Annotated in this window: 28 protein-coding genes and 1 pseudogene; all 29 read left to right on the top strand. The window is 62.7% G+C overall.

The features are described from left to right. Positions 1-40 precede the first annotated feature (40 nt). Entirely contained in the window at positions 41-1303 is a 1263-nt protein-coding gene (gene fabF / locus KM031_RS02230) for a beta-ketoacyl-ACP synthase II (protein WP_215504001.1), read from the top strand. Further along, positions 1303-2478, top strand: a complete 1176-nt coding sequence (gene mltG / locus KM031_RS02225) for an endolytic transglycosylase MltG (protein ID WP_215504002.1) — start codon at positions 1303-1305, stop codon at positions 2476-2478. Before fabF ends, mltG begins: the two co-directional genes overlap by 1 nt. A gap of 284 nt (positions 2479-2762) precedes the next feature. Beyond that, positions 2763-3089: a hypothetical protein gene (locus KM031_RS02220; protein ID WP_246566876.1), complete on the top strand. Its 327-nt coding sequence runs from the start codon at positions 2763-2765 to the stop codon at positions 3087-3089. Beyond that, on the top strand, positions 3037-4380 hold the full coding sequence (locus KM031_RS02215; protein ID WP_215504004.1) for a DNA-packaging protein: 1344 nt from the start codon (positions 3037-3039) through the stop codon (positions 4378-4380). Before KM031_RS02220 ends, KM031_RS02215 begins: the two co-directional genes overlap by 53 nt. 106 nt (positions 4381-4486) lie before the next feature. Beyond that, positions 4487-5662: a phage portal protein gene (locus KM031_RS02210; RefSeq protein ID WP_215504559.1), complete on the top strand. Its 1176-nt coding sequence runs from the start codon at positions 4487-4489 to the stop codon at positions 5660-5662. After that, positions 5659-5907, top strand: coding sequence for a GTA head formation protein, RCAP_rcc01685 family (locus tag KM031_RS02205; protein WP_215504005.1), 249 nt, complete (start codon positions 5659-5661; stop codon positions 5905-5907). Before KM031_RS02210 ends, KM031_RS02205 begins: the two co-directional genes overlap by 4 nt. 11 nt (positions 5908-5918) lie before the next feature. After that, positions 5919-6485, top strand: coding sequence for an HK97 family phage prohead protease (locus KM031_RS02200; RefSeq protein ID WP_246566925.1), 567 nt, complete (start codon positions 5919-5921; stop codon positions 6483-6485). Positions 6486-6521: 36 nt separating this feature from the next. Further along, positions 6522-7718 carry a phage major capsid protein gene (locus KM031_RS02195; protein WP_215504007.1) on the top strand — a complete coding sequence of 399 codons (1197 nt, stop codon included), beginning with the start codon at positions 6522-6524 and terminating at the stop codon, positions 7716-7718. Between the two features lie 139 nt (positions 7719-7857). Further along, entirely contained in the window at positions 7858-8457 is a 600-nt protein-coding gene (locus KM031_RS02190; RefSeq protein ID WP_215504008.1) for a head-tail connector protein, read from the top strand. Beyond that, positions 8454-8792: a head-tail adaptor protein gene (locus KM031_RS02185; protein ID WP_215504009.1), complete on the top strand. Its 339-nt coding sequence runs from the start codon at positions 8454-8456 to the stop codon at positions 8790-8792. The genes KM031_RS02190 and KM031_RS02185 overlap by 4 nt, the downstream gene beginning before the upstream one ends. After that, positions 8789-9181, top strand: a complete 393-nt coding sequence (locus tag KM031_RS02180; RefSeq protein ID WP_215504010.1) for a DUF3168 domain-containing protein — start codon at positions 8789-8791, stop codon at positions 9179-9181. The genes KM031_RS02185 and KM031_RS02180 overlap by 4 nt, the downstream gene beginning before the upstream one ends. Positions 9182-9242: 61 nt before the next feature. Further along, positions 9243-9656, top strand: coding sequence for a phage major tail protein, TP901-1 family (locus KM031_RS02175; protein ID WP_215504011.1), 414 nt, complete (start codon positions 9243-9245; stop codon positions 9654-9656). A gap of 1 nt (position 9657) precedes the next feature. Continuing rightward, entirely contained in the window at positions 9658-9978 is a 321-nt protein-coding gene (locus KM031_RS02170; RefSeq protein WP_215504012.1) for a gene transfer agent family protein, read from the top strand. Then, complete coding sequence (locus tag KM031_RS02165) at positions 9975-10166, top strand: rcc01693 family protein (protein WP_215504013.1); 192 nt, start codon at positions 9975-9977, stop codon at positions 10164-10166. The genes KM031_RS02170 and KM031_RS02165 overlap by 4 nt, the downstream gene beginning before the upstream one ends. 3 nt (positions 10167-10169) lie before the next feature. Then, a complete protein-coding gene (locus KM031_RS02160) occupies positions 10170-10823 on the top strand; it encodes an RcGTA-type gene transfer agent tail tape measure protein (RefSeq protein WP_215504014.1) in 654 nt (217 codons plus the stop codon). Between the two features lie 9 nt (positions 10824-10832). Then, positions 10833-11465, top strand: coding sequence for a DUF2460 domain-containing protein (locus KM031_RS02155; protein ID WP_215504015.1), 633 nt, complete (start codon positions 10833-10835; stop codon positions 11463-11465). Continuing rightward, positions 11462-12355: a phage/gene transfer agent baseplate hub protein gene (locus KM031_RS02150; RefSeq protein ID WP_215504016.1), complete on the top strand. Its 894-nt coding sequence runs from the start codon at positions 11462-11464 to the stop codon at positions 12353-12355. Before KM031_RS02155 ends, KM031_RS02150 begins: the two co-directional genes overlap by 4 nt. Beyond that, the gene (locus tag KM031_RS02145; protein WP_215504017.1) at positions 12352-12795 is read left to right on the top strand and encodes an NlpC/P60 family protein; all 444 of its coding nucleotides are present in this window, start codon (positions 12352-12354) and stop codon (positions 12793-12795) included. Before KM031_RS02150 ends, KM031_RS02145 begins: the two co-directional genes overlap by 4 nt. Further along, positions 12796-14427: pseudogene (locus tag KM031_RS02140) on the top strand (baseplate multidomain protein megatron); the annotation flags it as partial. A gap of 161 nt (positions 14428-14588) precedes the next feature. Then, complete coding sequence (locus KM031_RS02135) at positions 14589-15737, top strand: tyrosine-type recombinase/integrase (RefSeq protein WP_215504019.1); 1149 nt, start codon at positions 14589-14591, stop codon at positions 15735-15737. Between the two features lie 60 nt (positions 15738-15797). Then, positions 15798-16034: a helix-turn-helix domain-containing protein gene (locus KM031_RS02130; RefSeq protein ID WP_215504020.1), complete on the top strand. Its 237-nt coding sequence runs from the start codon at positions 15798-15800 to the stop codon at positions 16032-16034. A gap of 301 nt (positions 16035-16335) precedes the next feature. Next, the gene (locus KM031_RS02125; protein WP_215504021.1) at positions 16336-16764 is read left to right on the top strand and encodes a hypothetical protein; all 429 of its coding nucleotides are present in this window, start codon (positions 16336-16338) and stop codon (positions 16762-16764) included. A gap of 158 nt (positions 16765-16922) precedes the next feature. Further along, complete coding sequence (locus KM031_RS02120; protein WP_215504022.1) at positions 16923-17237, top strand: hypothetical protein; 315 nt, start codon at positions 16923-16925, stop codon at positions 17235-17237. A gap of 6 nt (positions 17238-17243) precedes the next feature. Next, positions 17244-19781, top strand: a complete 2538-nt coding sequence (locus KM031_RS02115) for a phage/plasmid primase, P4 family (protein WP_215504023.1) — start codon at positions 17244-17246, stop codon at positions 19779-19781. A 653-nt stretch (positions 19782-20434) separates the two neighbouring features. After that, positions 20435-20635, top strand: a complete 201-nt coding sequence (locus tag KM031_RS02110) for a hypothetical protein (RefSeq protein ID WP_215504024.1) — start codon at positions 20435-20437, stop codon at positions 20633-20635. Next, positions 20625-20945 (top strand): helix-turn-helix domain-containing protein, encoded by a 321-nt coding sequence (locus KM031_RS22675; RefSeq protein ID WP_215504025.1) that lies wholly within the window; start codon positions 20625-20627, stop codon positions 20943-20945. The genes KM031_RS02110 and KM031_RS22675 overlap by 11 nt, the downstream gene beginning before the upstream one ends. Positions 20946-21184: 239 nt before the next feature. Beyond that, a complete protein-coding gene (locus KM031_RS02105) occupies positions 21185-21670 on the top strand; it encodes a hypothetical protein (protein WP_215504026.1) in 486 nt (161 codons plus the stop codon). Further along, positions 21663-21983 carry a hypothetical protein gene (locus KM031_RS02100; RefSeq protein ID WP_215504027.1) on the top strand — a complete coding sequence of 107 codons (321 nt, stop codon included), beginning with the start codon at positions 21663-21665 and terminating at the stop codon, positions 21981-21983. Before KM031_RS02105 ends, KM031_RS02100 begins: the two co-directional genes overlap by 8 nt. Then, the gene (locus tag KM031_RS02095; protein WP_215504028.1) at positions 21980-22285 is read left to right on the top strand and encodes a hypothetical protein; all 306 of its coding nucleotides are present in this window, start codon (positions 21980-21982) and stop codon (positions 22283-22285) included. Before KM031_RS02100 ends, KM031_RS02095 begins: the two co-directional genes overlap by 4 nt. Positions 22286-22314: the final 29 nt, after the last annotated feature.

Genomic DNA, 22314 nt, shown 5'->3' with positions numbered 1-22314 from the left:
ATAGGGCCCGGCTCTGGGTCGCGGAACGAAGGAATTGCCGATGCGTCGCGTTGTTGTCACGGGTCTTGGAATGGTCACGCCGCTGGCTTGTGGTGTGGAGGAGACCTGGAAGCGTCTGCTGGACGGGCAGTCGGGGGCGGGGCCGATCACGCGCTTTGACGCCTCGAACGTCGTGACGCAATATGCCTGCGAGATTCCGCAGGGCGACGGGTCCGACGGCACCTTCAATCCCGACGACTGGATGGAGCCGAAGGACCGCCGCAAGGTGGATGATTTCATACTTTACGGCATGGCGGCGGCAGTGCAGGCGGTGCGCGATGCGGGATGGGAGCCGCAGGACGAAGAAGGCCGGTTGCGCACCGGCGTGATGATCGGCTCGGGCATTGGCGGGTTGTCGTCGATTGCCGAAACCGCGGTTCTGATCAAGGAAAAAGGTCCGAAGCGGGTCAGCCCGTTCTTCATTCCGGGCGCGCTGATCAACCTGATTTCGGGGCAGGTTTCGATCCGCTTCGGCTTCAAGGGGCCGAACCATGCCGTCGTGACCGCCTGTTCCACCGGCGCCCATGCCATCGGCGATGCGGCGCGGCTGATCCAGTGGGGCGATGCCGATGTGATGATCGCAGGCGGCGCGGAAAGCCCGATTTCCGAGATCGGCATTGCCGGGTTCAATGCCTGCAAGGCGCTGTCGACCAAACGCGCCGATGATCCGGCCAAGGCCAGCCGTCCCTATGATGCCGACCGTGACGGCTTTGTCATGGGCGAGGGGGCCGGTGTCGTGGTGCTGGAAGAATACGAACATGCCAAGGCGCGCGGCGCAAAGATCTATGCCGAAGTGCTGGGCTATGGCCTGTCGGGGGACGCCTATCACATCACCGCGCCGAGCGAGGATGGCGATGGCGGCTTCCGGTCGATGCAGGCGGCGCTGAAACGGGCCGGGATCACGCCGGATCAGGTGGATTACATCAATGCGCATGGCACCTCGACCATGGCGGATACCATCGAGCTGGGCGCGGTGGAGCGGCTGATGGGCGATGCGGCGGCGGCGGCGACCATGTCGTCGACCAAATCGAGCATCGGGCATCTGTTGGGGGCTGCGGGCGCGGTTGAGGCGATCTTCTGCGTGCTGGCGATCCGCGATCAGGTGGCCCCGCCGACGATCAACCTCGACAATCCGGCGGTGGCCCCGAAACTGGATCTGGCCCCGAATGCCGCGCGCAAACGCAAGATCGACATTGCGCTGTCCAACAGCTTTGGCTTTGGCGGCACCAATGCCTCGCTGGTGCTGGGCCGGGTGCGCGACTGATGTGGCGCTCCATCGCCTCGAACGCGCTGACGCTGTTCATTGTGCTGCTGGTGGCGCTGGCCGGGCTGCTGGCCTGGGGGCGGCAGGAGTTCAACGGACCGGGGCCCTTGACCGAGGCGATCTGCGTCAAGGTGGAGAAGGGCGCATCGCTGAGCGAAGTCAGCCGTACGCTTGAGGCGCAGGGGGCGGTGTCGGATGCGCGGATCTTCCGCATCGGGGCCGATTATTCGGGCAAGGGGCAGGGGCTGAAATTCGGCTCCTATCTGGTGCCGGAAGGCGCGTCGATGGTTCAGGTGCTGGATGTGCTGACGGCCGGGGGCGCATCGACCTGCGGGCGCGAGGTCAATTACCGGATTGGCGTGGCCAAGGCGGAAATCGTGCTGCGCGAGCTGGATCCGGCGACGAACCGCTATGTCGAGGTGGTGAAGTTCGATCCGGCGGCGGAAGCGGCCCCCCAGCCCTATGTCGATGCGACACTTGCCGGCGATCTGCGCTGGCAGGTGACGCTGGCCGAGGGCGTGACCAGCTGGATGGTGGTGGAAAGCCTGAAACGCGCCGATTTTCTGGAGGGCGCGGTGGATGCCGTGCCGCCGGAAGGCAGCCTCGCACCGGATGGCTATGAGGTTGAGAAGGGCGGCGCGCGGGCGGCCTTGCTGACTGCCATGCAGGACAAGCAGACCCGTATTCTGGCCGATCTCTGGGCCTCGCGCGTGGAGGGCCTGCCCTATGACACGCCGGAAGAGGCGCTGATCATGGCCTCGATCGTCGAGAAGGAAACCGGCATCGCGGCAGAACGCAAACAGGTGGCGAGTGTGTTCATCAACCGTCTGCGCGCCGGGATGCGGCTGCAAACGGACCCGACGGTGATCTATGGTGTGACCAAGGGCGAAGGTGTGCTGGGGCGCGGCTTGCGTCAGAGCGAACTTCGGCGCGCAACGCCCTGGAATACTTATGTCATTCAGGGATTGCCGCCGACACCGATTGCCAATCCGGGGCGGTTGAGCATCGAGGCGGCGCTGAACCCGGATGTGACCGAATATCTGTTCTTTGTGGCAGATGGCAGCGGCGGCCATGCGTTTGCAAAGACGCTGGCCGAGCATAACGAGAATGTTGCACGCTGGCGGGCCATCGAGGCGCAGCAGGGAACCGAAGGCGGCGGGGTGCAGGGTCAGTAAGACCTGCGCGCGTATTGCGGATGACAGAGGGGGGAGGCGAAAGCCTGCCCCCTTTTTGTTTTGATGCGGGCTTGCGCCTTGGTGTTGCGTTGCGGGCCGGAGCAACGTACGCATCGTTAAGATATTGAAAATAAAAAAACTATTTGACATTTGCGGCAAGATGGTCCAAAGATTGGCCCATGCTAGAAGAAACGGACGAGCGACGGAGAAGGGGAAACCCGGGCCCGTCGCTTTTTTGTTTCACTCGTGCGGAGGCATGAGAGGCGGGCGGCAGCAGGATGGGAATGGAATTCTCCGGGGGAGATACGGGGCCGGAAGCTTTGCTGAAGGCATCGGAAGATTTGTATCGGGAGGTCGCGCTGGAGCTGGTTCAGGCCACGCAAAAGCTGCGGGACGGCGAGTTGGGCGAGGTCAAGGCAGCGGTTCAGGCTGTCAAGGATCTGCGCGCGGCCTTCCAGTTGGTCATGGATGAGAGGACACGCGTTGACAAACTCCGCAAGCAGGTTGCCGGGGTCGTTGGAGGCCAGGCCGGAGAGCTGGATTTCGCCGCGGCGCGGGATGAGATCGGGCGCAGGCTGGCTCGCCTCCGTGACGCCGGAAGTGGTGGATGATTTTCTGGGAGGGCTGAGCGATCAGGCCTTGCTGGCGCTGCCCTGGATGTTCGAATTCTGGGCATTGCCGCATCAACTGCCGCCCGAAGGGGCCTGGAAAACCTGGGTCATCATGGGCGGACGCGGTGCGGGAAAGACCCGCGCCGGGGCGGAATGGGTGCGGGCGGAGGTGGAAGGCCCGCGCCCGGCAGATCCCGGTCGCGCCAGACGGGTTGCGCTGGTTGGCGAGACGATTGACCAGGTGCGCGAAGTGATGGTGTTCGGGGACAGCGGCATTCTGGCCTGTTCGCCCCCGGACCGCCGCCCGGAGTGGGAGGCCGGGCGGCGCAGGCTGGTCTGGCCGAATGGGGCGGTGGCGCAGGTGTTTTCGGCGCATGAGCCGGAATCCCTGCGCGGGCCGCAATTCGATGCCGCCTGGGTGGATGAACTGGCGAAGTGGAAGAAGGCCGAGGAGACCTGGGATCAGCTGCAATTCGCACTGCGGCTGGGCGAGAATCCGCGTCAGGTGGTGACAACCACGCCACGGAATGTGGCGGTGCTGAAGGCCATTCTGAACAACCCGTCCTCGGTGGTGACCCATGCGCCGACCGATGCCAACCGGGCGCATCTGGCCGCGAGCTTTCTGGAGGAGGTGCAGGCGCGCTATGGCGGCACGCGGCAAGGCCGACAGGAACTGGATGGCGTGCTGATCGAGGATGCGGAGGGCGCGCTCTGGACCACGGCGATGCTGGAACGCGGGCGGATCGACCGGGTGCCGAAGCTGAGCCGGATCGTGGTGGCGGTGGATCCGCCGGTGACGGGCCATGGTGGATCGGATGAATGCGGGATCATCGTGGTCGGCGCGCTTACCGAAGGGCCGGTGCAGGACTGGCGCGCGGTGGTGCTGGAGGATGCCAGCGTGCAGGGGGCCTCGCCCGATGCCTGGGCGCGGGCGGCGATTGCCGCGATGGCGCGGCATGGGGCAGAGCGTCTGGTGGCCGAGGTCAATCAGGGCGGTGATCTGGTGCAATCGGTGATCCGGCAGGTGGATCCGCTGGTGCCTTACCGCGCGGTGCGGGCGAGCAAGGGCAAGGTTGCCCGGGCCGAGCCGGTGGCGGCGTTGTATGAACAGGGGCGGGTCAGCCACCTGCGCGGTCTGGCGGGGCTGGAGGATCAGATGTGCCGGATGACGGCGCGGGGATACGAGGGCAAAGGCTCGCCCGACCGGGTGGATGCTTTGGTCTGGGCCTTGACCGAGTTGATGATCGACCCGGCGCAAAGCTATCGGAACCCGCAGGTGCGGCGGCTGTAACCGCCCTGGGCGGGATATTTGGATCAGGTTGAAGGGCAGGTGCTGCCGGGGTCGTGCGCAGGCATGGCAGGGCGGGCGCATGTCTGCGATCAGGGAGACGGGCGGCATGGTGTTTGATTTTCTGCGACGGGCGGCCCCGGTGGTGCCGGAAAGCAAGGCCTCGGCCACCGGGCGGGTGGTGGCCTTTGGCACCTCGGGGCGGGTGGCGTGGAGCCCGCGCGACGGGGCGAGCCTGATGCGCAACGGCTTTCAGGGCAATCCTATCGGATTCCGCGCGGTGAAGCTGATTTCCGAGGCGGCGGCGGCCTTGCCGTTGATCTTGCAAGATGCAGAGCGGCGCTATGATCTGCACCCGGTGCTGGATCTGATCCGGCGGCCCAATGCGGCGCAGGGGCGGGCCGATCTGTTCGAGGCGGTCTATGCGCAGCTGCTGCTGAGCGGCAATGCCTATCTGGAGGCGGTGCCGGGGGCGGACCGGTTGCCGGGCGAGCTGCATGTCCTGCGCAGTGACCGGATGTCGCTGGTGCCGGGGGCGGATGGCTGGCCGGTGGCCTATGATTATAGCGTCGGCGGGCGCAAACATCGCTTTGACATGATGGGTGCGGTGCAGCCTGTCTGCCATATCCGCAACTTCCATCCGACGGACGATCACTATGGGTTCTCGCCCTTGCAGGCGGCGGCGGTGGCGCTGGATGTGCATATGGCGGCGAGTGCCTGGAGCAAGGCGTTGCTGGACAATGCCGCGCGGCCCTCGGGGGCCATTGTCTACAAGGGGCCGGATGGGCAGGCGAGCCTGTCGGCGGATCAGTATGACCGGCTGGTGGGCGAGATCGAGGCGAACCATCAGGGCGCGCGCAATGCCGGGCGGCCGATGCTGCTGGAAGGTGGTCTGGACTGGAAGCCGATGGGCTTCAGCCCGTCGGACATGGAGTTTCAGAAAACCAAGGAGGCGGCGGCGCGCGATATTGCCATCGCATTCGGCGTGCCACCGATGCTGATCGGGATTCAGGGCGACGCCACCTATGCCAATTACCAGGAGGCGAACCGGGCGTTTTACCGTCTGACGGTGCTGCCGCTGGTGGCCAAGGTGATGGCGGCGGTGTCGCATTGGCTGACCGGGTTCAGCGGTGAGGCGGTGGAGCTGAAACCCGATCTGGATCAGGTGCCGGCGCTGGCGGCAGAGCGGGATCAGCAATGGGCACGGGTGGGCGCGGCAGAGTTTCTGACGCAGGCCGAAAAGCGCGTGCTGCTGGGCCTGCCGAGGCTTTCGGAGGAGGAATGAGCATCCGACCGAAAAGCTCGGGCGGATCACGGTTCCTGTATGACAGTTTTGACGCGGCGGCGGCGCGGATCGAGGCCAACGAACGGGTCGCGGAAGAACGCTGGAGCGGGCTGGAATATCGGCTGGTGCAGATCGAAGGCACGCTGGAGCGGCTGGAGAAACGCATCTGGTTGGGGGTTTACGGCGTGGCGGCTTTCCTGCTGGCGCAGGGGGCAGAGGCGCTTCTGACGGCGGCGATGAGGTGAACATGGGATATATGGATCTGTTCGGGGCACCGGAACGCAAGTTCATGGCGCTGGGCGGGGATGCGGCCTCGGGGCTGAGTGTGACCGAAGGGCAGCTGGTGCAGGGATATGCCAGCCTGTTTGGCAAACGCGATCAGGGCGGCGATGTGGTGCAGCGCGGTGCCTATGAGGCCAGCCTCGCGGCGCTGGGCGCATCGGGGCGGCGGGTCAAGATGCTGTGGCAGCATGATCCGTCGCAGCCGATCGGTGTCTGGGACGAGGTGCGCGAGGATGCGACCGGGCTTTGGGTCAAGGGGCGGATCCTGACCGAGGTGGCGCGGGGCCGCGAGGCGGTGGCGCTGCTGGGGGCGGGTGCGATTGACGGGCTGTCCATCGGCTATCGCACGCTGCGGGCGGATCGCGGGGCAAAGGGGCAGCGGACCCTGACGGAACTCGAGCTGTGGGAAGTGTCTCTGGTGACATTTCCGATGCTGCCTGACGCGCGGGTGGCAGCCAAGGGCGATGACCCCGCGGCAGAGACCTGGCGTTCGCTGGCGCAGATCTTTGAGGATGCGCGCCGGGATCTGGCCGACCGCTAGGCGGCTTTCACGACCACATTCAGAGGAAAGATCGACATGACCGAGACAGAGGCTCGGGCCGGCGGCGTCATGCCCAATGGCCTGAATCCGGGGGCGGAGGTTGCCGCCGCCATGACGGGGTTCCTGAAAGAACTCAAAGGCTTTCAGGGCGAGATGAAATCTGCGTTGCAACAACAGGAAGAGCGACTGACCATGCTGGATCGGAAAACCATGACCTACGGGCGCCCCGCACTTTCGGCACAGGCCGAGGGGGATGTGCCGCATGTGAAGGCGTTTGACGCCTATCTGCGGTCGGGCGATGATGACGGGCTGCGCGGGCTGGTGCTGGAAGGCAAGGCCATGTCGACGGCAGTGGCGGCGGATGGCGGCTATCTGGTGGATCCGAAAACCTCGGATACGATCCGGTCGATGCTGATCTCCACCTCGTCGCTGCGGGCCATCGGCAATGTGGTGCAGGTGGAGGCCTCGAGCTTTGATGTGCTGATCGACCGCAGCGAGGTTGGTTCGGGCTGGGCCACGGAATCCGGGGCACAGAGCGAAACCGCGACGCCGACGGTGGAGCGGATCTCGATCAAGCTGCACGAGCTGTCGGCCATGCCGAAGGCGAGCCAGCGCCTGCTGGATGACAGCGCCTTTGACGTGGAAGGCTGGCTGGCGGGCAAGATTGCCACGCGGTTCATCCGCGCGGAATCGGCGGCCTTCATCAATGGTGACGGGGTAGACAAGCCCAAGGGCATCCTGCTGCCCGCCAAGGTGGCCAATGCCAGCTGGACCTGGGGCAGCCTCGGCTACATCCCCACCGGGGCGGCGGCGGATTTTGCCACCACCAATGCGGCGGATTGCATCATCTCGCTGGTCTATGCGCTGGGCGCGGATTACCGCGCCAATGGCACCTTCGTGATGAATTCCAAGACGGCGGGCGCGGTGCGCAAGATGAAGGACGCCGACGGGCGGTTCATGTGGTCGGACGGGCTGGCGGCGGGCGAGCCTGCGCGGCTGATGGGCTATCCGGTGCTGGTCTGCGAGGACATGCCCGACATCGCGGCCAATACCTATCCGATTGCGTTCGGGGATTTCCAGTCGGGCTACACGATTGCCGAACGCCCGGATCTGCGGGTGCTGCGTGACCCCTTCTCGGCCAAGCCGCATGTGCTGTTCTATGCCAGCAAGCGTGTGGGGGGCGACATCACCGATTTTGCCGCGATCAAGCTGCTGAAGATCGCGGTGTCCTGACCGGTTGCCAGATGGCCCGGCTGTGATGGCCGGGCCTGTGGACGCGCGCCTGTGACGCGCCTTCTAGCTGCTCCCCCCTCCGTCCGAGTGGTGCGGGGCGCGCGTCCGAACCTGCCGCTGGGGGCAAAGGAGCATGGACATGATGTTGATTGAGCTGACCCCGGTGCCGGGCGCGGCCCTGCCGGTTCAGGCGCTGAAGGATCATTTGCGGCTGGGCACCGGCTTTGCCGATGGTGCAATGCAGGATGGGCTGGTGGAAAGCTGTCTGCGTGCGGCGATGGCGGCGATTGAAGGGCGGATCGGCAAGGCGCTGATCAGCCGCAACTTCAAGCTGGTGCTGGAGACTTGGCGCGATGCTGCCGGGCAGGCCTTGCCGGTGGCCCCGGTGACTGTGGTCAACAGTGTGACGCTGCTGGATGCGCAGGGCGCGGGCACGGTGCTTGCGGCAGCGCGCTATCGGCTGGTGCAGGACCGGCATCGCCCGAAGCTGGTGGCGGTGGGCACGCTGCTGCCTGCGGTTCCGGTCGACGGGCAGGTGGAGGTGCTGTTCGAGGCGGGGTTTGGCGCGGCCTGGGCGGCGGTGCCTGCCGATCTGGCACAGGCGGTGTTTCTGCTGGCGGCGGAATTCTATGAACATCGCCACGAGGCAGGCGCGCGGGAAGGCGGTTTGCCGATGGCGGTGCAGATGCTGATCGAACGCTGGCGCAATGTGCGGGTGCTCGGCGGGGGCGCGGCATGAGCGCGCCGCATCTGACGCGCCCGCTGGTGCTGGAGGCGGTGCAGCGCGTGGCGGATGGTCTGGGTGGCTTTGGCGAAAGCTGGGTGGCGCTGGGCACGCTCTGGGCGGCGGTGGTGGCGGGCAGCGGGCGCAATATGGCCGGGCAGGAGGTGACGCTGGCCGCCGTGCCCTACCGGATCACGGTGCGGGCGGCAGCGCAGGGTGCGGCCTCGCGCCCGGCACCGGGGCAGCGGTTCCGCGAGGGCGCTCGCGTCTTTACTATTCTGGCGGTGACGGAACAGGACACGGCGGGCCGGTTTCTGACCTGCTTTGCCCGGGAGGAGGTGCCGACATGAGTTATGGCGTGGCAGCCGCCTTGCAGGCGGCGGTGTATCAGCGGCTGGTGGCGCAGCTTCCGGGGGTGGCGGTGCATGATGCGGTGCCGCCCGGCGGGGGGGCGGGCACATTCGTGCTGATCGGGCCGGAAGAGGCGCGGGATGCCAGCGACAAAAGCGGTGGCGGCGCTGAGCATCGGTTCATCGTCAGCGTGATAAGTGACAGCAGCGGCTTTCTGGCGGCGAAAGAGATTGCGGTGCAGATCTCGGATGCGCTGGTGGATGCCGTGCTGACGCTGAGCCGGGGCCGGTTGGTCGGGCTGGCTTTCCAGAAGGCGCGGGCGCGGCGGCTGGAGGCGGGCGCGCTGCGGCGGATCGACCTGCGCTTTGCGGCACGGGTGGAGGACTGACTGCGCCATTGGCTTGTCGCGCCGATGAGCCGGGTTCAACTTTCAATATCGGAGACTGACCATGGCTGTGCAAAACGGCAAGGATCTGCTGATCAAGATTGACGTGAACGGAAGCCTGCAATTTGAAACCATCGCCGGGCTGCGGGCCTCGCGCATCAGTTTCAACGCGGAAACCGTGGATGTGACCAGCCTGGAAAGCCAGGGCGGCTGGCGCGAACTTCTGGCCGGGGCGGGCGTGCGCTCGGCCGCGATTTCGGGATCGGGCGTGTTTCGCGATGCCAATACCGATGAACGCGCGCGTCAGATCTTCTTTGACGGCGAGGTGCCGAATTTTCAGGTGATCATCCCCGATTTCGGTGTGGTGGAGGGGCCGTTCCAGATCACCTCGATCGAATATGCGGGCAGCCACAATGGCGAGGCCACCTATGAATTGTCGCTCGCCTCGGCCGGGGTGCTGACCTTTACGGCGCTCTGACATGGCAAATCCTTGGGCGGGGGAAGTGGCACTGGTGCTGGATGGCCAGCGGCATGTCGCAAAGCTGACGCTGGGGGCGCTGGCCGAACTGGAGGCGGCGCTGGAGGCCGGATCGCTGCTCGATCTGGTGGAGCGTTTTGAAGGGGGGCGGTTTTCCACGCGGGATGTGCTGGCGCTGATCGTGGCGGGGCTGCGCGGCGGCGGCTGGCAGGGCACGGCAGCGGATCTGCGCACGGTGGAGATCGCGGGCGGCCCGGTCGAGGCAGCGCGGGCGGCGGCAGAGCTTCTGGCGCGTGCCTTTGCCTTGCCGGGGGCGGGATGAGCGGCATCGACTGGCCCGGTCTGATGCGGGCGGGCCTGTGCGGGCTGGGCCTGACCCCGACCGAGTTCTGGCGGCTGAGCCCGATCGAGCTGAAAATCATGCTGGGGGCGGAAAGCGCCGCCCCCCCGTTGACGCGGGCGCGGCTGGACGAACTGGCGGCGGCGTTTCCCGATGCGAGGAAAGGGTAGGCGATGGCGGATATCGAAACGCTGGAAGATCAGGTGGCCGCGCTTGAAGCGACGCTGGGGGGCGCCACCGCCATGGTCGGGGCCTTTGAGGGCGAACTTGCGCGGATGCGGGACAGCCTGCTTTATACTGGGCGCGAAGTGAACCAGCTGTCCAACGGGATTGGCGGCGGGCTGCGGCGGGCCTTTGACGGCGTGGTGTTTGATGGCCTCAAATTGTCGGATGCGCTGCGCGGTGTGGCGAAGACCATGCTGGACACGGCCTATAGCGTCGCGATGAAGCCGGTGCAGAATGCCTTTGGCGGGCTGATCGCGCAGGGTCTGAATGGGCTGATCGGAGGCATGATGCCGTTCGAAAAGGGCGGCTCGTTCAGTCAGGGCCGGGTGATGCCCTTTGCCAAGGGGGGCGTGGTGACCGCGCCCACACAGTTTCCGATGCGCGGTGGGCGCGGGTTGATGGGCGAGGCCGGGCCGGAGGCGATCATGCCACTGTCGCGCGGGGCGGATGGCCGTCTGGGCGTGCAGATGGCGGGCGGTGGGCGGCCCGTCACGGTGGTGATGAATATCGCCACACCCGATGTGCAGGGATTTCAGCGCAGTCAGGCGCAGATCGCGGCACAGGCCGCGCGCGCGCTGTCGCGCGGGCAACGCAACAGGTAAGGGCGGAACATGGCATTTCACGAGGTTCGGTTTCCGGCCAATCTGAGCTTCGGCTCGGTTGGCGGGCCAGAGCGGCGCACGGAAATCGTGACGCTGGCCAATGGGTTCGAAGAGCGCAACACCCCCTGGGAACACTCGCGTCGTCGCTATGACGCGGGCGTGGGCCTGCGGTCACTGGATGATGTAGAGGCGCTGATCGCGTTTTTCGAGGCGCGGCGCGGCCAGATGTTCGGCTTTCGCTGGAAAGACTGGTCCGATTACAAATCGGGCAAAGCCTCACGCGTGGTGTCGGCCTTTGATCAGATCATCGGCGCGGGCGATGGCAAGACGGTGCAGTTCCACCTGTGCAAGACCTATCGCTCGGGTGCGGAAACCTATCTGCGCCCGATCCTGAAACCTGTCGCGGGCAGTGTGGTGGTGGCCGTGGACCGCGATCTGAAGATGGAGGGACTGGAATTCAGCGTCGATCCCACGCGCGGCCTGATCACCTTTGAAACGCCCCCGGATACTGGTGTGGTGATCAGCGCCGGGTTTGAATTCGATGTGGCGGTGCGTTTTGATACCGACCGGATCCAGACCTCTGTGGCCTCGTTTCAGGCGGGGGATGTGCCGAATGTGCCGGTGGTGGAGGTGCGGGTATGACGGCGGATCCGACCGGGCTTTATGCGCATCTGGCCACGGGTGCGACCACGGTATGTCGGGCATGGGCCTTGCGGCGCAGTGATGGCGTCACGCTGGGCTTTACCGATCACGACCGCGCCTTTTCGTTCGAGGGGATCCGGTTCAAGGCGGACAGCGGGCTGACCGCCCGCGCTGTGCAGCAATCTACCGGGCTTTCGGTCGACAACTCGCAGGCGCTGGGCGCGCTGTCCGATGCGGCGGTGACAGAGGCGGATATTCTGGCCGGGCGCTATGACGGGGCAGAGGTTTTTGCCTGGCTGGTGAATTGGGCAGACCTGTCGCAGCGGGTGTTGCAGTTTCGTGGATCCCTGGGCGAGATCACGCGCGGCGCAGGTGCGTTCGAGGCCGAATTGCGCGGGCTTGCCGAGCGGTTGAATCAGCCGCAGGGGCGCGTCTATCAGCGCAACTGTTCGGCTTTGCTGGGCGACGTGTCCTGCGGCTTCGATCTGGAAACGCCGGGCTATGTGCTGAAACGTGCAGTCGAGCACGTGGATCAGCGGCAGGTGTTCCGCTTTGCCCGGTTCATCGGGTTCGATGACCGCTGGTTCGAGCGGGGCCGCCTGATTGTGCAAAGCGGGGACGCGGCGGGGCTGAGAGCCTTTATCAAGCGTGACCGCCTGCTGGCCGATGGCACGCGCGAGATCGAGCTGTGGCAAAGCCTCGCCGCCGATATCGCAGAGGGTGACATGCTGCGGCTTGAGGCGGGCTGCGACAAACGGGCAGAGACCTGCCGGACAAAGTTCGCCAATTTCATCAACTTCCGGGGCTTTCCGCATATTCCGGGTGAAGATTGGCTGACCTCGTTCCCATCCTCGTCCACTGTCAATGATGGCGGGAGGCTGCGCGGATGACCAATGGCGCGCGGATCGTGGCAGAGGCGCGGGGCTGGATCGGCACGCCTTATCAGCATCAATGTTCGACCAAGGGCGCAGGCAGCGATTGTCTGGGCCTGTTGCGCGGGGTCTGGCGGGCGGTGCATGGCGCCGAGCCGGAGGCTGTGCCCGCTTATACCCAGGATTGGGCAGAACCCTCGGGCGAAGAGCTGCTGTTGGCCGCGGCGACCCGCTGGCTGCGGCCAAAGCCCGGTCGTGCGGCGGCACCGGGGGATGTGCTGCTGTTTCGGATGCGGCAGGGCAGCGTGGCGAAGCATCTGGGTATTGCCGGACGCATCGGGGCGGAGGCCTCGTTTATCCATGCCTATACCGGGCATGGGGTCATCGAAAGCCCGCTGTCCGGGCCCTGGGCGCGCCGGATCGTGGCGCGGTTTGCTTTTCCTGAAGGAGCGCGTTGAATGGCGACGATACTGCTGTCTGCGGCCGGAGCCGCCATCGGATCGGGCTTTGGCGGCACGATCCTTGGCCTGTCGGGGGCTGTCATCGGGCGGGCCGCCGGGGCCACCCTGGGCCGGATCATCGACCAGAAGCTGATCGGTGCCGGATCCGATGCGGTGGAGATTGGCCGGGTAGAGCGGTTCCGCCTGATGGGCGCCTCGGAAGGGGCGGCAGTGGCGCAGGTGTTTGGCAGGATCCGTGTGGCGGGGCAGGTGATCTGGGCCACGCGGTTCATGGAAACGGCGGCCAGCACGGGCGGCGGCAAAGGCGCGCCAAGCCCGCGCACCACGACCTATTCCTATTCCGTCAGCCTTGCGGTCGCGCTTTGTGCGGGGCGGATTGCCAGTGTTGGGCGGATCTGGGCCGATGGGGTGGAAATCGCGCCAAGCTCGGTCAATCTGCGGGTCTATCATGGTGATGACGACCAACTGCCAGATCCGAAGATCGAGGCGGTGGAGGGGGCGGGTTTGGCCCCCGCCTATCGCGGAATTGCCTATGTGGTGATCGAGGATCTGGATCTGGCCCCTTTCGGAAATCGGGTACCGCAACTGTCATTCGAGGTGATCCGCCCCGCGCAAAGCCCGGCGGCCGATGCGATGACCGATCTGCAACGCGCTGTCCGTGCCGTGGCGCTGATCCCCGGCACGGGGGAATATGCGCTGGCGACGACTCCGGTGCATTATTCCGAAGGCGATGCGGCTGTGCGCTCTGCCAATGTGAACTCTCCGTCAGGAAAGCCGGATTTCTCTACAGCACTGGAACAATTGCGCGAAGAACTGCCGCATTGCGGATCAGTGTCGCTGGTGGTGTCGTGGTTCGGTGACGATCTGCGCTGTGGCAGTTGTCAGGTCAAACCGAAGGTCGAACAGCGCGCGCTGGAAGGCAAAGGCATGATCTGGCGGGCGGGCGGCATCGGGCGCGATGCCGCCGAGGAAGTGGCGCGCGTCGAAGGCAAATCTGTCTATGGCGGCACCCCGGCGGATGCCTCGGTGATCGAGGCCATCACGGCGCTGCGGGCTGCGGGGCAAGAGGTGATGTTCTATCCGTTCATCCTGATGGAACAACTGGCGGGCAATGACCTGCCGGACCCTTGGACAGGCGCGCCGGATCAGCCGGTCTTGCCTTGGCGCGGGCGCATCACGCTGGATGCGGCGCCGGGGCAGGCGGACAGCACGGATCGCACGGCGGCGGCCGCCGCCGAGGTCGCGGCGTTTTTCGGCACGGCACAGCCCGGGGATTTCACCGTCGAGGCGGGGCAGATCAGCTATTCCGGCCCGGAAGACTGGCGCTATCGCCGGTTCATCCTGCATTACGCGCATCTTTGCGCCGCAGCGGGTGGCGTTGACGCCTTCTGCATCGGCTCGGAAATGCGGGCCTTGACGCAGATCCGCGGCGCTGGCGACAGCTTTCCGGCAGTGGCGGCGTTGCGGCAATTGCTGACCGAGGTGCGCGCGATCCTTGGGCCCGAGGTCAAGATCAGCTATGCCGCCGATTGGTCCGAGTATTTCGGCTATCATGCGGATGGCAATGTGTATTTCCATCTGGACCCACTCTGGGCTGACCCCGACATCGACTTTGTCGGCATCGACAATTGCTTGTCGTCCGTTTTGCTGAGCTTTACCCGCTCTAATCATGGTCCCCAAGTCCCTGTTTTCAGGTCATAATCCCTTCATCTAGCCTGATCGAGCTTTGTCTAGCTGTGCTTTGCATAGGGTCTGAAACTCGGTCTCGTTTCACAACTGGAGGATGAATATTGGCAACCAAACTCACGCAATCACTGGCTACCAACTTGGCTGAGACAAGCCCCCCTGGCACCCTGATTTATGATGAAGAAGTCTCGGGCCTTCGCATTGTCGTGGGCTCGAAATCATCGTCTTGGAAGCTCGTGGGCCGCATCAACGATGGCAGCGGGCTTTACGTCACCCTGACTATTGGCAGGGTGGAGGAAATGTCCCTCAAGACTGCTAGGCAGAAGGCCATTGAGCTTCGGCAAGCTCTTGCCCGTGGGGATGATCCAAGGCGCCCCAAGTCCGCAGTGCCCACCGTCCAGCAAGCCCTGGACCGATACCTGGAAGCAAGGAAGAATGACCTCCAGCCCTCCACGCTCGCTGACTACCGCAGGCACACCGAAGGCCCGTTCAGGTCCATCATGAAGCTGCCAATGTCTTCGATCGACAGGGCGCTTTGCAGGAACTTGCACGAGAAAATGACCCGCAAGAATGGGCCATATGCTGCCAATACCAGCCTCAGGATGCTTCGCCTTCTCTACAATGACACGATGCGGGACCATGACCTTCCGCCCAACCCCGTGTCGCTGGCCGTGAGGTTCAACAAAGAGGAAAGCCGTAACTGGGCTGTCAGCGCTGAACAGATGCCCGCCCTTTGGCGATCGCTCGACACCCTGGACGATCAGGTGGCGCGAGGCTGCTTCATGCTGATGCTCTTTACGGGGCTTCGGTCTGGCAACGCCCGCACTGCCCGATGGGATTGGCTTGATGAAGATGGGGTGTTGACCGTGCCCCGCACCAAGGCAGGGCGGGTCTTCAAGTGCCCGCTGCCTCGGTTCCTGATCCAGGAATTGGAGGCGCTCCGTGCCTACACCAAGCCCCTGGCCTCGCCCTTCATGTTCCCGGCCACCACCACCCGCTCGGGCCATGTGTCAGTGCTCAGGTCAGACCGTGGCTTTCCGTATCAGCCTCATGCCCTTCGCCACAACTATAGGACGTGGGCCTTCGAGTGTGGCCTAGACTTCCAGTCCGTCACCCTGCTTTTGGATCACAGCAACCCTACCGTCTCTTTTCGGTATGTGACCCGTGCTCACCTGACTGGCCACCTTCGTGAGTGCCAGGAAAAGGTGGCAGAGAAGCTGCTTTCGTTCAGGGGCAAGCCCGTCCCAGTTTGAGGGTTTGCCCCGTCCCTCCATGCCTCCATAATCGCTCTATGATACTGAAAGGAAAAGACAATGCAGGAAATCATAGAGCGGCTGGACAGGATCGAAGCCATGCTTGCCCAGGGTGCCCGTGAGTATCTCGACAACGATGCTGCTGCCTCATTCCTGGGTTTGCAGCCGAACACACTTGAGGTGTGGCGATCACAGGCAACCGGCCCTGCCTTCGTTCGCGTAGGGCGCAAGGTGATGTATGCTGTGGCTGATCTTCGGGAATGGATGGAAGCCCGGCGCCAGAAACCTCTCGCCTGATCGACCCACCGTCCACAAAGCAAAAAGCCCCCGTGAGCCACAACGCTCTCGGGGGCTTTTCTATGCGATCGCCTGGGCCAATCCGCTCAGCAAACAGGGTCTTCGGCACATGCCGACACACTGTCGCAAGGTGCCTGGGCACCGAACCGTCGTTTGGGGCTGCAAGTGTTGGTTGTCGGGGGTTTGACCAGTGTGGCAAAGTGAGTCGTGGCCACCGGGCGGGAACCCGATGGCCACATAGAAGATGCTGATTGCTAGGTCAGTCTCAACGAAACGCAGCGCCATAGGAGGCAGCTACATCATGGAATATATGCTCGTGCCGGTCACTTGGAAACCGGCAATTCGACCTCGCTCGTTCGCGTCCGATATGCCCAGCACACTTGTTCGGGCGACCAAGATTGCGAGCGTGCTTGGTATCACCAAGGACAAGCTGGACCGGGCAACCATCATCGATGATCGCGGGCTTGACACCCAGCACATCAAACCCCGTCCGAGGACCTATAGCTGTGACCAGGTTCTCATGCTGATGCGCTTGCTGCGGCGGCCAGGCCAAGCTGCCTTTGAGCGCTACCTGCTGGCCAAGCTCGAAAAGGAAGTTGAGAAGGGGCAGTGGCCGCATCCATACCCCGACAGCTACATCATGCCCGACGCCCTGGGCCTTGTGCTCGTTTCCGAGAAGCGCCGTCCTCGACCCATCAGCGACGCTGAATTTGAACGTGCCATGATGTGAGGCCAGTGTTCGGCTAAAGGCTGCGTTTGTTGGTTTAAGGGAGGTGGCCTGTCAGTGTAAGCTGACGCTACGAAACGATTTAGGGCGTCAGGACCCGACCAGTCCCAACGCCCTTGTATAGACAGTGCAAATCCCACTCTGACATAGGAGCACATGCTATGGATAATAGCATCAGTGGCGCTGTCTTTACGCCATCGTTTTACCAAACCCACCTCACCGACGAGGAAATCTCTGTCGTGCTGGGTGTTACCCACACCACGTTGCGCCACAATCGTCGCAATCTGAACATGCCGATTGGCACTCGCCATCCGGCAGACGTCGTTGCCTTCACAGGCCGCACGATCCGGCTTTCCCGCAACTACACACCCGTTGAGCAATTCAAGGAATGGCTGGTGGCACATCGCCCGGCCGCCTTGGTGGCACTTGACAAGCTCGTGGCTGACAAAGCTGCACTTCCCGGCGCCGGGGAGTAATCAGCAATGAAACCGAATTATGATGACAGCCGTATTGTGTCCGATGCGGGCTTTTCTCTGATCCCACTTCATCGATATGATGCAATGGTATCCGTCAAGGGCAAGAGGAAGCAGGCTGGAAAACGCCCGCTCGACAACAAATGGACCACCAAGCTCTACAGCAATGCTGAGGTCCTGGCCGAAGCTGAAAAGCATGGCCGCAACCTGGGTGTCCGTCTTACGGCAACCCAGCTTGTTGTTGACGTTGATCCCCGCAACTTTGGTCTGACCGACGAGGCCAAGGAACGCCTGAAAGAGGCGGAAATCAAAGCCACGCTGGACAAGAACGGCAAACCGACCGCTGCCACCAAAGCCCTAATGGGCGCCAGTTGGGTCGAGCACACCTTGACCTCCAAGGGCAACCCGCTCGAACGCCTGTTGGACGATTGCAGCATGGACCTGGCAGACTATCCGAGGGTGGAAACTGGGAGCGGTGGGTATCACATCTACATGGCCAAGCCCGCCACGCTTTCGGTCAAGGACAGCCTGCCCGAATATCCGGGCATCGAATACAAATCGCTTGGCCGTCAGGTTGTGGCGCCCGGTTCAATTCATCCCGATACGGGGCGGCATTACGTGGCCGTGCAGGATGCCTTCGGAGACTTCAAGGCGCTTCCAGAATTGGCTCCTGGGCTCTCGGAGCGTATCGGGCGTAGCCGAACTAACCAGGACTGGTCCGAGCGCGCCCGGAGGGCCACAGATGGCTCCAGGGAAGATGCCCGGACGAGGATCGATGCCGGACAGATTGCCGAACTGCTGCCGTGGGTGTCCATCCCCTCGGGACATGGCGACTATCTGGACTGGGTGATGTTCCTGATGGCCGCCCACTTCGCTGCCAGTGGTGACATTGATGTGCTGGCCGAACTTGAAGGCTGGGTTGATGCTGATGCAGAAATCCAGGACCGTTGGTGTGGGTTCGGCCAGTATGACGGCACCCCCGTAACCTTCGGCACCTTGGCCAAGCTCGCGCTGCAATACTGCCTGCCGGGTCACAAGGCGGACGTTGAAGCCTGGATTGTGAAGGTCCGGGCTGCCAGTGACTTTGCTCTGCTGGACTTTGAAACGTCCGAGTTGGACAAGATGATCGCCAACGACGTGTTCTCTGGGAACGCAGATCAGGAAGCCCCTCTCGCCAGCAAGAATATCACCGTTTTGGCCCAGGCTTTTCTGAATGCCCAGCCCTACAAGCTGCTGCGGGTTCAAGGCCGCTGGCTTGAATACGACAAGCAGAAGGGCTGCTACGCTGTGCTCCCTCCTGGCGATGAACACATCGAAGGCGAAATCTGGAAGTTTCTTCACGGGCGCAAATACATCGCCGGCACTGGTTTGAAGATCATCGAGGAAAACGCTGCCTTGGTGACGAACGTCAAAAAGGCTGCAATGGCGCACAGTGCAGGACCGAAAGAGTTGCCTGCATGGAACTACTCGGGCAGCGCCACTCTGCCGTTGCCCTCGGTTTTGATGCCCGTCAGCAATGGCCTTCTGCACCTGCCCACCCGTCGATTGCTTCCCGCCACTCCCATGTTCGTCAACGTGAACGTCTCGGCTGTCCACTATGACGCCGATGCAACTTGCCCGACCTGGCTTCGGGCTGTTGACCAGTGGTTCACCCCGGAGCAAGGGCCCAACGTTGGCGTCCGTGACACCGAGGCAATCGAGCTTCTTCAAGAGTATCTGGGGTATTGCCTGACCCAGGACATTTCCCAGCAGAAGTTTCTATATGTGATGGGGCCCACTAGGTCGGGAAAAAGCACGCTGCTGACGACCCTTTCCATGCTGCTGGGTGATGGCAACTGCAAGGGGGCGGAGGAAGACAGCTTCACCGATACTTTCGGGCTGGAACTGTATGAAGACGCCCAGGTCATTACGTTCGGGGATTTTCGTAACTCGAACACCAAGACCATGAGCCGCCTGGTCAGCCAAATCCTCAAGATCGTTGGTGGCGATAAGGTGCCCGTCAATCGCAAGAATGAGAAGGTGGTGGACAAGGTGCTGCCCGCTCGCCTTGTGTTTGCATCCAATCTGTTGCCCCGGTTCAATGATAGCGCTGGGGCTGTGGCTGGTCGTATGCTGCTGCTGCAATATCCCAACTCCTATCTTGGGCGTGAAGACAAGCTCCTGCCGATGAAGCTCAAGGCAGAAATGGCGGGCATTCTGAACTGGGCGCTGGACGGGCTGGACCGCCTCAAGAAGCGTGGGTCGTTTGTCCAGCCAAGGTCGGCGGCACCCCTGTTCAAGAATGTGCGGGTCAGGACGATGCCCACGAAGACCTTTGTCGAAGACCAGATGGTGGTGGATGCGAACAGCGTGCTTCCAAAGGATGAGGTCTTCATGGCTTTCGAAACGTGGCTGGAAGGGTTCAGCACCACGGTAGCTGTCCACTACGACCACTTCTTCAGCCAACTCTATGACAACTACCCGGACGTGGTGACCACCAAGCCTCGGATCAACGGCGAACAGGTGCCTTCGATCCGTGGTCTTGCCTGGAAAGGGCCGTTTGACTGACAGGCTGGCTGGCTGATTGGCGGAGATCGCGTAGGGCAGGGCTTCGGTCCTGCCTTTTTCTTGCTTCCCGTTGATCCGGCTGATCTGGCCGAAAACCAAGGGGTGACGCGGCGCTGCGTATGGCGGGGCCCGCTGATCTGGCTGATCCGACTAGAAAGCAAGGGGACGGCAAGGGCCGAGCGAGCGGGTGGCCGATCTGGCTGATCTGGCCTGAAGTTGCGGGGTGCAAAATCGTGACCCTCTGAAAACAGGTCAGATCAGCCGGATCAGTCCGAAAAGGATGATTTTCCCAGTTGTCCTATTGGCTTTTTGATCTGACTGATCTGGCATAAATCATAAGTCTTAAATAATAAAATAAGCGAATTACTCGCTTAAGTCATAAGGCAATAAGTGGTAAATACAAAAACGATTATAAGACCGAGTCGATTTAGGCCGGATCGGTCAGATCAGTGTTTAGACTGGGAGTCTTGACTTGGCCTCAGCAATTGGCAGCTATGGGTTATTGGAGGATTGCCGCTAGAAATGACGGTGTCAATTTTCAGCATTGAGCGTCATTTTATCGGCATGGCTTGGAATGGCCAAGTCCATTGGAAAAATGGAGTCCGAGATAAATGATAATACCTGAAACCAATCTTCTGATGAAGCAGGCCGGAATGACTGCCAACACCTGGATTCTGGAAGCCAAGACCTTTGTGGAGGAGTGGTTTCCCGAATACCCACCGGCTGCCCGCGCCACTCTTATTGCAGCCTATGTGAACGCAGCGGCGGGTGATGAAATCGCCATGTATTTGCGCACCCTCACAGAAGCCTTAGGGGACATCAACATCACATTGGACGCGAGCGATGGGCTTTGAATACCCTGACCACAAGTGGGCTGAATTGCTCCGTCGCGTTGCAGCAGGGCAGTCAGTCTCGGATGCAGCGAAGGCGGTAGGTGTGGCAAGGGGTTCGGTCTATGTGAGGGCCCAGAACAACTCTGCCTTCCGCGATCAGTTTGACGCCGTGAGGAATGGCTTGCCCATCATGCGCAATCACACAGTGGAAATGTGGTTGCGGGATGAAAAGGGTGAGCTGATCCTAGACAACAGGTTCGAGCCGATCCCCATCACCAGGCGCCAGTTTCTCAGGGCTGCATCTGGGGGCTATCGAAAGCCGAAGCTGTAAAGCACCTGCCGAACGACCACCGAAGCCCCTGGCACGAGCACGTCGAGCCAGGGGAGTGTCCTGGTGTCAGTCTGACCGTGTAAACGTCAGCCGGTCATTTGCTGGTTAGCACTGGTCGCCGTCTGCGACATGCTGGCGACGTAGGATCAGAGATTACACGCCCCCGAAAAGGGCCTGTTTTCCCCTTCGTTATCAGACAGTTGAACGTTGGCAAAAACCCAGGCCCGAAATAAAACTTCATGCAGCAGGAACTTATCGCCTCTCCCACACCCGACCAGAAGCGGACCTTTTTGCAGGTGCTGACTGAGACGGGCATGACAGCCGAGGCCATTCTTGCGTCTGGGGCTGCATCGTCTGCGATCTATCTGGAACGGACCCGCGACCCGGCGTTCGCCGAATTGTGGGCCATGATCGACGAAGCTGCAATGGATCGCCTTCGCCACGTCCTGATGGACCGTGCCTTGGTGGCCTGTGGCCAGGTCGTTGAAGTGGACGCCAAGGACCCGGACACCGGGGAATTGATGCTGAACGACGACTTCCAACCCGTACGCGTCAAACGCCTGGTCCATTCCAATTCAGCCGTCATGACCAAGCTCATTGAGAAGATGATCCCCTCTGCCGACAAGGCCGCACCAATGGCAGCCATCCAGATCAACAATAATGTGGGCACCGAATTGCCGCCACGGCCCAGGCTCGTAATTCCAGGAGATACCGAAGATGGCTGAAACGCTCCACGTGGTCACGACCTATGTTCTTCCCAGTGGGATTGGCCAACGCCAAGTCGCCGACGGCCACATCACAGCCCGTATTACCCTTGGCCACATCTACTCGCCAGGCGGCGTCCTTGCGGAGATGAACGGGGAGATGGAAGGCACCCACTTCGAGAGTGGCAGCCACCCGGTGCCTTGGGTGTCAAAACTGGTGCGGGACCAGTCGGCAGAAGAAGCTGCCAGGATGCCTGGCCTCAAGCCTGAATTGCGCGAACAACTGGCGGCCCACATCAGGAAATCTGCCTATTACGAAGGTGGCACGCAATGACCTTACGTGACCTGGTGAACAAAGCAGCCGACCGCGCAGACCTCAGCGTCACCAATCAAGTGGCTGCAAACGGCTTGTCGCTCCTTGTATGGACAATGGTTGAGGCCCAGCAGTTGAAGCTGCCAGTTGGTGCGCTTGGGATCATTGGCGAGGTGCTAAAGGAACGGACGGGCCATCGCTACTCCGGCGGTATGCTGCGTTGGTATCGGTCTCTGCTTTCGACCGATGAAGCCCGCGTGTCCCGCTATATCACCCTGCCAGATGAGTATCATTTGCTGGTCCGCGCTAGCCAGGCAGCATGACATGTTGACTGCAACACGGAGAAAGCCAC

Origin of the sequence: Gemmobacter fulvus (assembly GCF_018798885.1) — a bacterium.
Lineage (GTDB): Bacteria > Pseudomonadota > Alphaproteobacteria > Rhodobacterales > Rhodobacteraceae > Gemmobacter > Gemmobacter fulvus.
The sequence above is the reverse complement of the archived record's forward strand: the minus strand, read 5'-3'. Positions and strand labels throughout refer to the sequence as shown.

Coding starts and splice junctions, on each gene's coding strand:
- KM031_RS22675 (WP_215504025.1), top strand. CDS start 20,625: ATGGGCTTTGAATACCCTGACCACAAGTGGGCTGAATTGCTCCGTCGC.
- KM031_RS02155 (WP_215504015.1), top strand. CDS start 10,833: ATGGCATTTCACGAGGTTCGGTTTCCGGCCAATCTGAGCTTCGGCTCG.
- KM031_RS02100 (WP_215504027.1), top strand. CDS start 21,663: ATGGCTGAAACGCTCCACGTGGTCACGACCTATGTTCTTCCCAGTGGG.
- KM031_RS02195 (WP_215504007.1), top strand. CDS start 6,522: ATGACCGAGACAGAGGCTCGGGCCGGCGGCGTCATGCCCAATGGCCTG.
- KM031_RS02125 (WP_215504021.1), top strand. CDS start 16,336: ATGGAATATATGCTCGTGCCGGTCACTTGGAAACCGGCAATTCGACCT.
- KM031_RS02215 (WP_215504004.1), top strand. CDS start 3,037: ATGAGATCGGGCGCAGGCTGGCTCGCCTCCGTGACGCCGGAAGTGGTG.
- KM031_RS02115 (WP_215504023.1), top strand. CDS start 17,244: ATGAAACCGAATTATGATGACAGCCGTATTGTGTCCGATGCGGGCTTT.
- KM031_RS02175 (WP_215504011.1), top strand. CDS start 9,243: ATGGCTGTGCAAAACGGCAAGGATCTGCTGATCAAGATTGACGTGAAC.
- KM031_RS02145 (WP_215504017.1), top strand. CDS start 12,352: ATGACCAATGGCGCGCGGATCGTGGCAGAGGCGCGGGGCTGGATCGGC.
- KM031_RS02160 (WP_215504014.1), top strand. CDS start 10,170: ATGGCGGATATCGAAACGCTGGAAGATCAGGTGGCCGCGCTTGAAGCG.
- KM031_RS02190 (WP_215504008.1), top strand. CDS start 7,858: ATGATGTTGATTGAGCTGACCCCGGTGCCGGGCGCGGCCCTGCCGGTT.
- KM031_RS02180 (WP_215504010.1), top strand. CDS start 8,789: ATGAGTTATGGCGTGGCAGCCGCCTTGCAGGCGGCGGTGTATCAGCGG.
- KM031_RS02185 (WP_215504009.1), top strand. CDS start 8,454: ATGAGCGCGCCGCATCTGACGCGCCCGCTGGTGCTGGAGGCGGTGCAG.
- KM031_RS02150 (WP_215504016.1), top strand. CDS start 11,462: ATGACGGCGGATCCGACCGGGCTTTATGCGCATCTGGCCACGGGTGCG.
- KM031_RS02205 (WP_215504005.1), top strand. CDS start 5,659: ATGAGCATCCGACCGAAAAGCTCGGGCGGATCACGGTTCCTGTATGAC.
- KM031_RS02210 (WP_215504559.1), top strand. CDS start 4,487: ATGGTGTTTGATTTTCTGCGACGGGCGGCCCCGGTGGTGCCGGAAAGC.
- KM031_RS02220 (WP_246566876.1), top strand. CDS start 2,763: ATGGAATTCTCCGGGGGAGATACGGGGCCGGAAGCTTTGCTGAAGGCA.
- KM031_RS02130 (WP_215504020.1), top strand. CDS start 15,798: ATGCAGGAAATCATAGAGCGGCTGGACAGGATCGAAGCCATGCTTGCC.
- KM031_RS02105 (WP_215504026.1), top strand. CDS start 21,185: ATGCAGCAGGAACTTATCGCCTCTCCCACACCCGACCAGAAGCGGACC.
- KM031_RS02170 (WP_215504012.1), top strand. CDS start 9,658: ATGGCAAATCCTTGGGCGGGGGAAGTGGCACTGGTGCTGGATGGCCAG.
- fabF (WP_215504001.1), top strand. CDS start 41: ATGCGTCGCGTTGTTGTCACGGGTCTTGGAATGGTCACGCCGCTGGCT.
- KM031_RS02165 (WP_215504013.1), top strand. CDS start 9,975: ATGAGCGGCATCGACTGGCCCGGTCTGATGCGGGCGGGCCTGTGCGGG.
- KM031_RS02120 (WP_215504022.1), top strand. CDS start 16,923: ATGGATAATAGCATCAGTGGCGCTGTCTTTACGCCATCGTTTTACCAA.
- mltG (WP_215504002.1), top strand. CDS start 1,303: ATGTGGCGCTCCATCGCCTCGAACGCGCTGACGCTGTTCATTGTGCTG.
- KM031_RS02200 (WP_246566925.1), top strand. CDS start 5,919: ATGGATCTGTTCGGGGCACCGGAACGCAAGTTCATGGCGCTGGGCGGG.
- KM031_RS02095 (WP_215504028.1), top strand. CDS start 21,980: ATGACCTTACGTGACCTGGTGAACAAAGCAGCCGACCGCGCAGACCTC.
- KM031_RS02110 (WP_215504024.1), top strand. CDS start 20,435: ATGACTGCCAACACCTGGATTCTGGAAGCCAAGACCTTTGTGGAGGAG.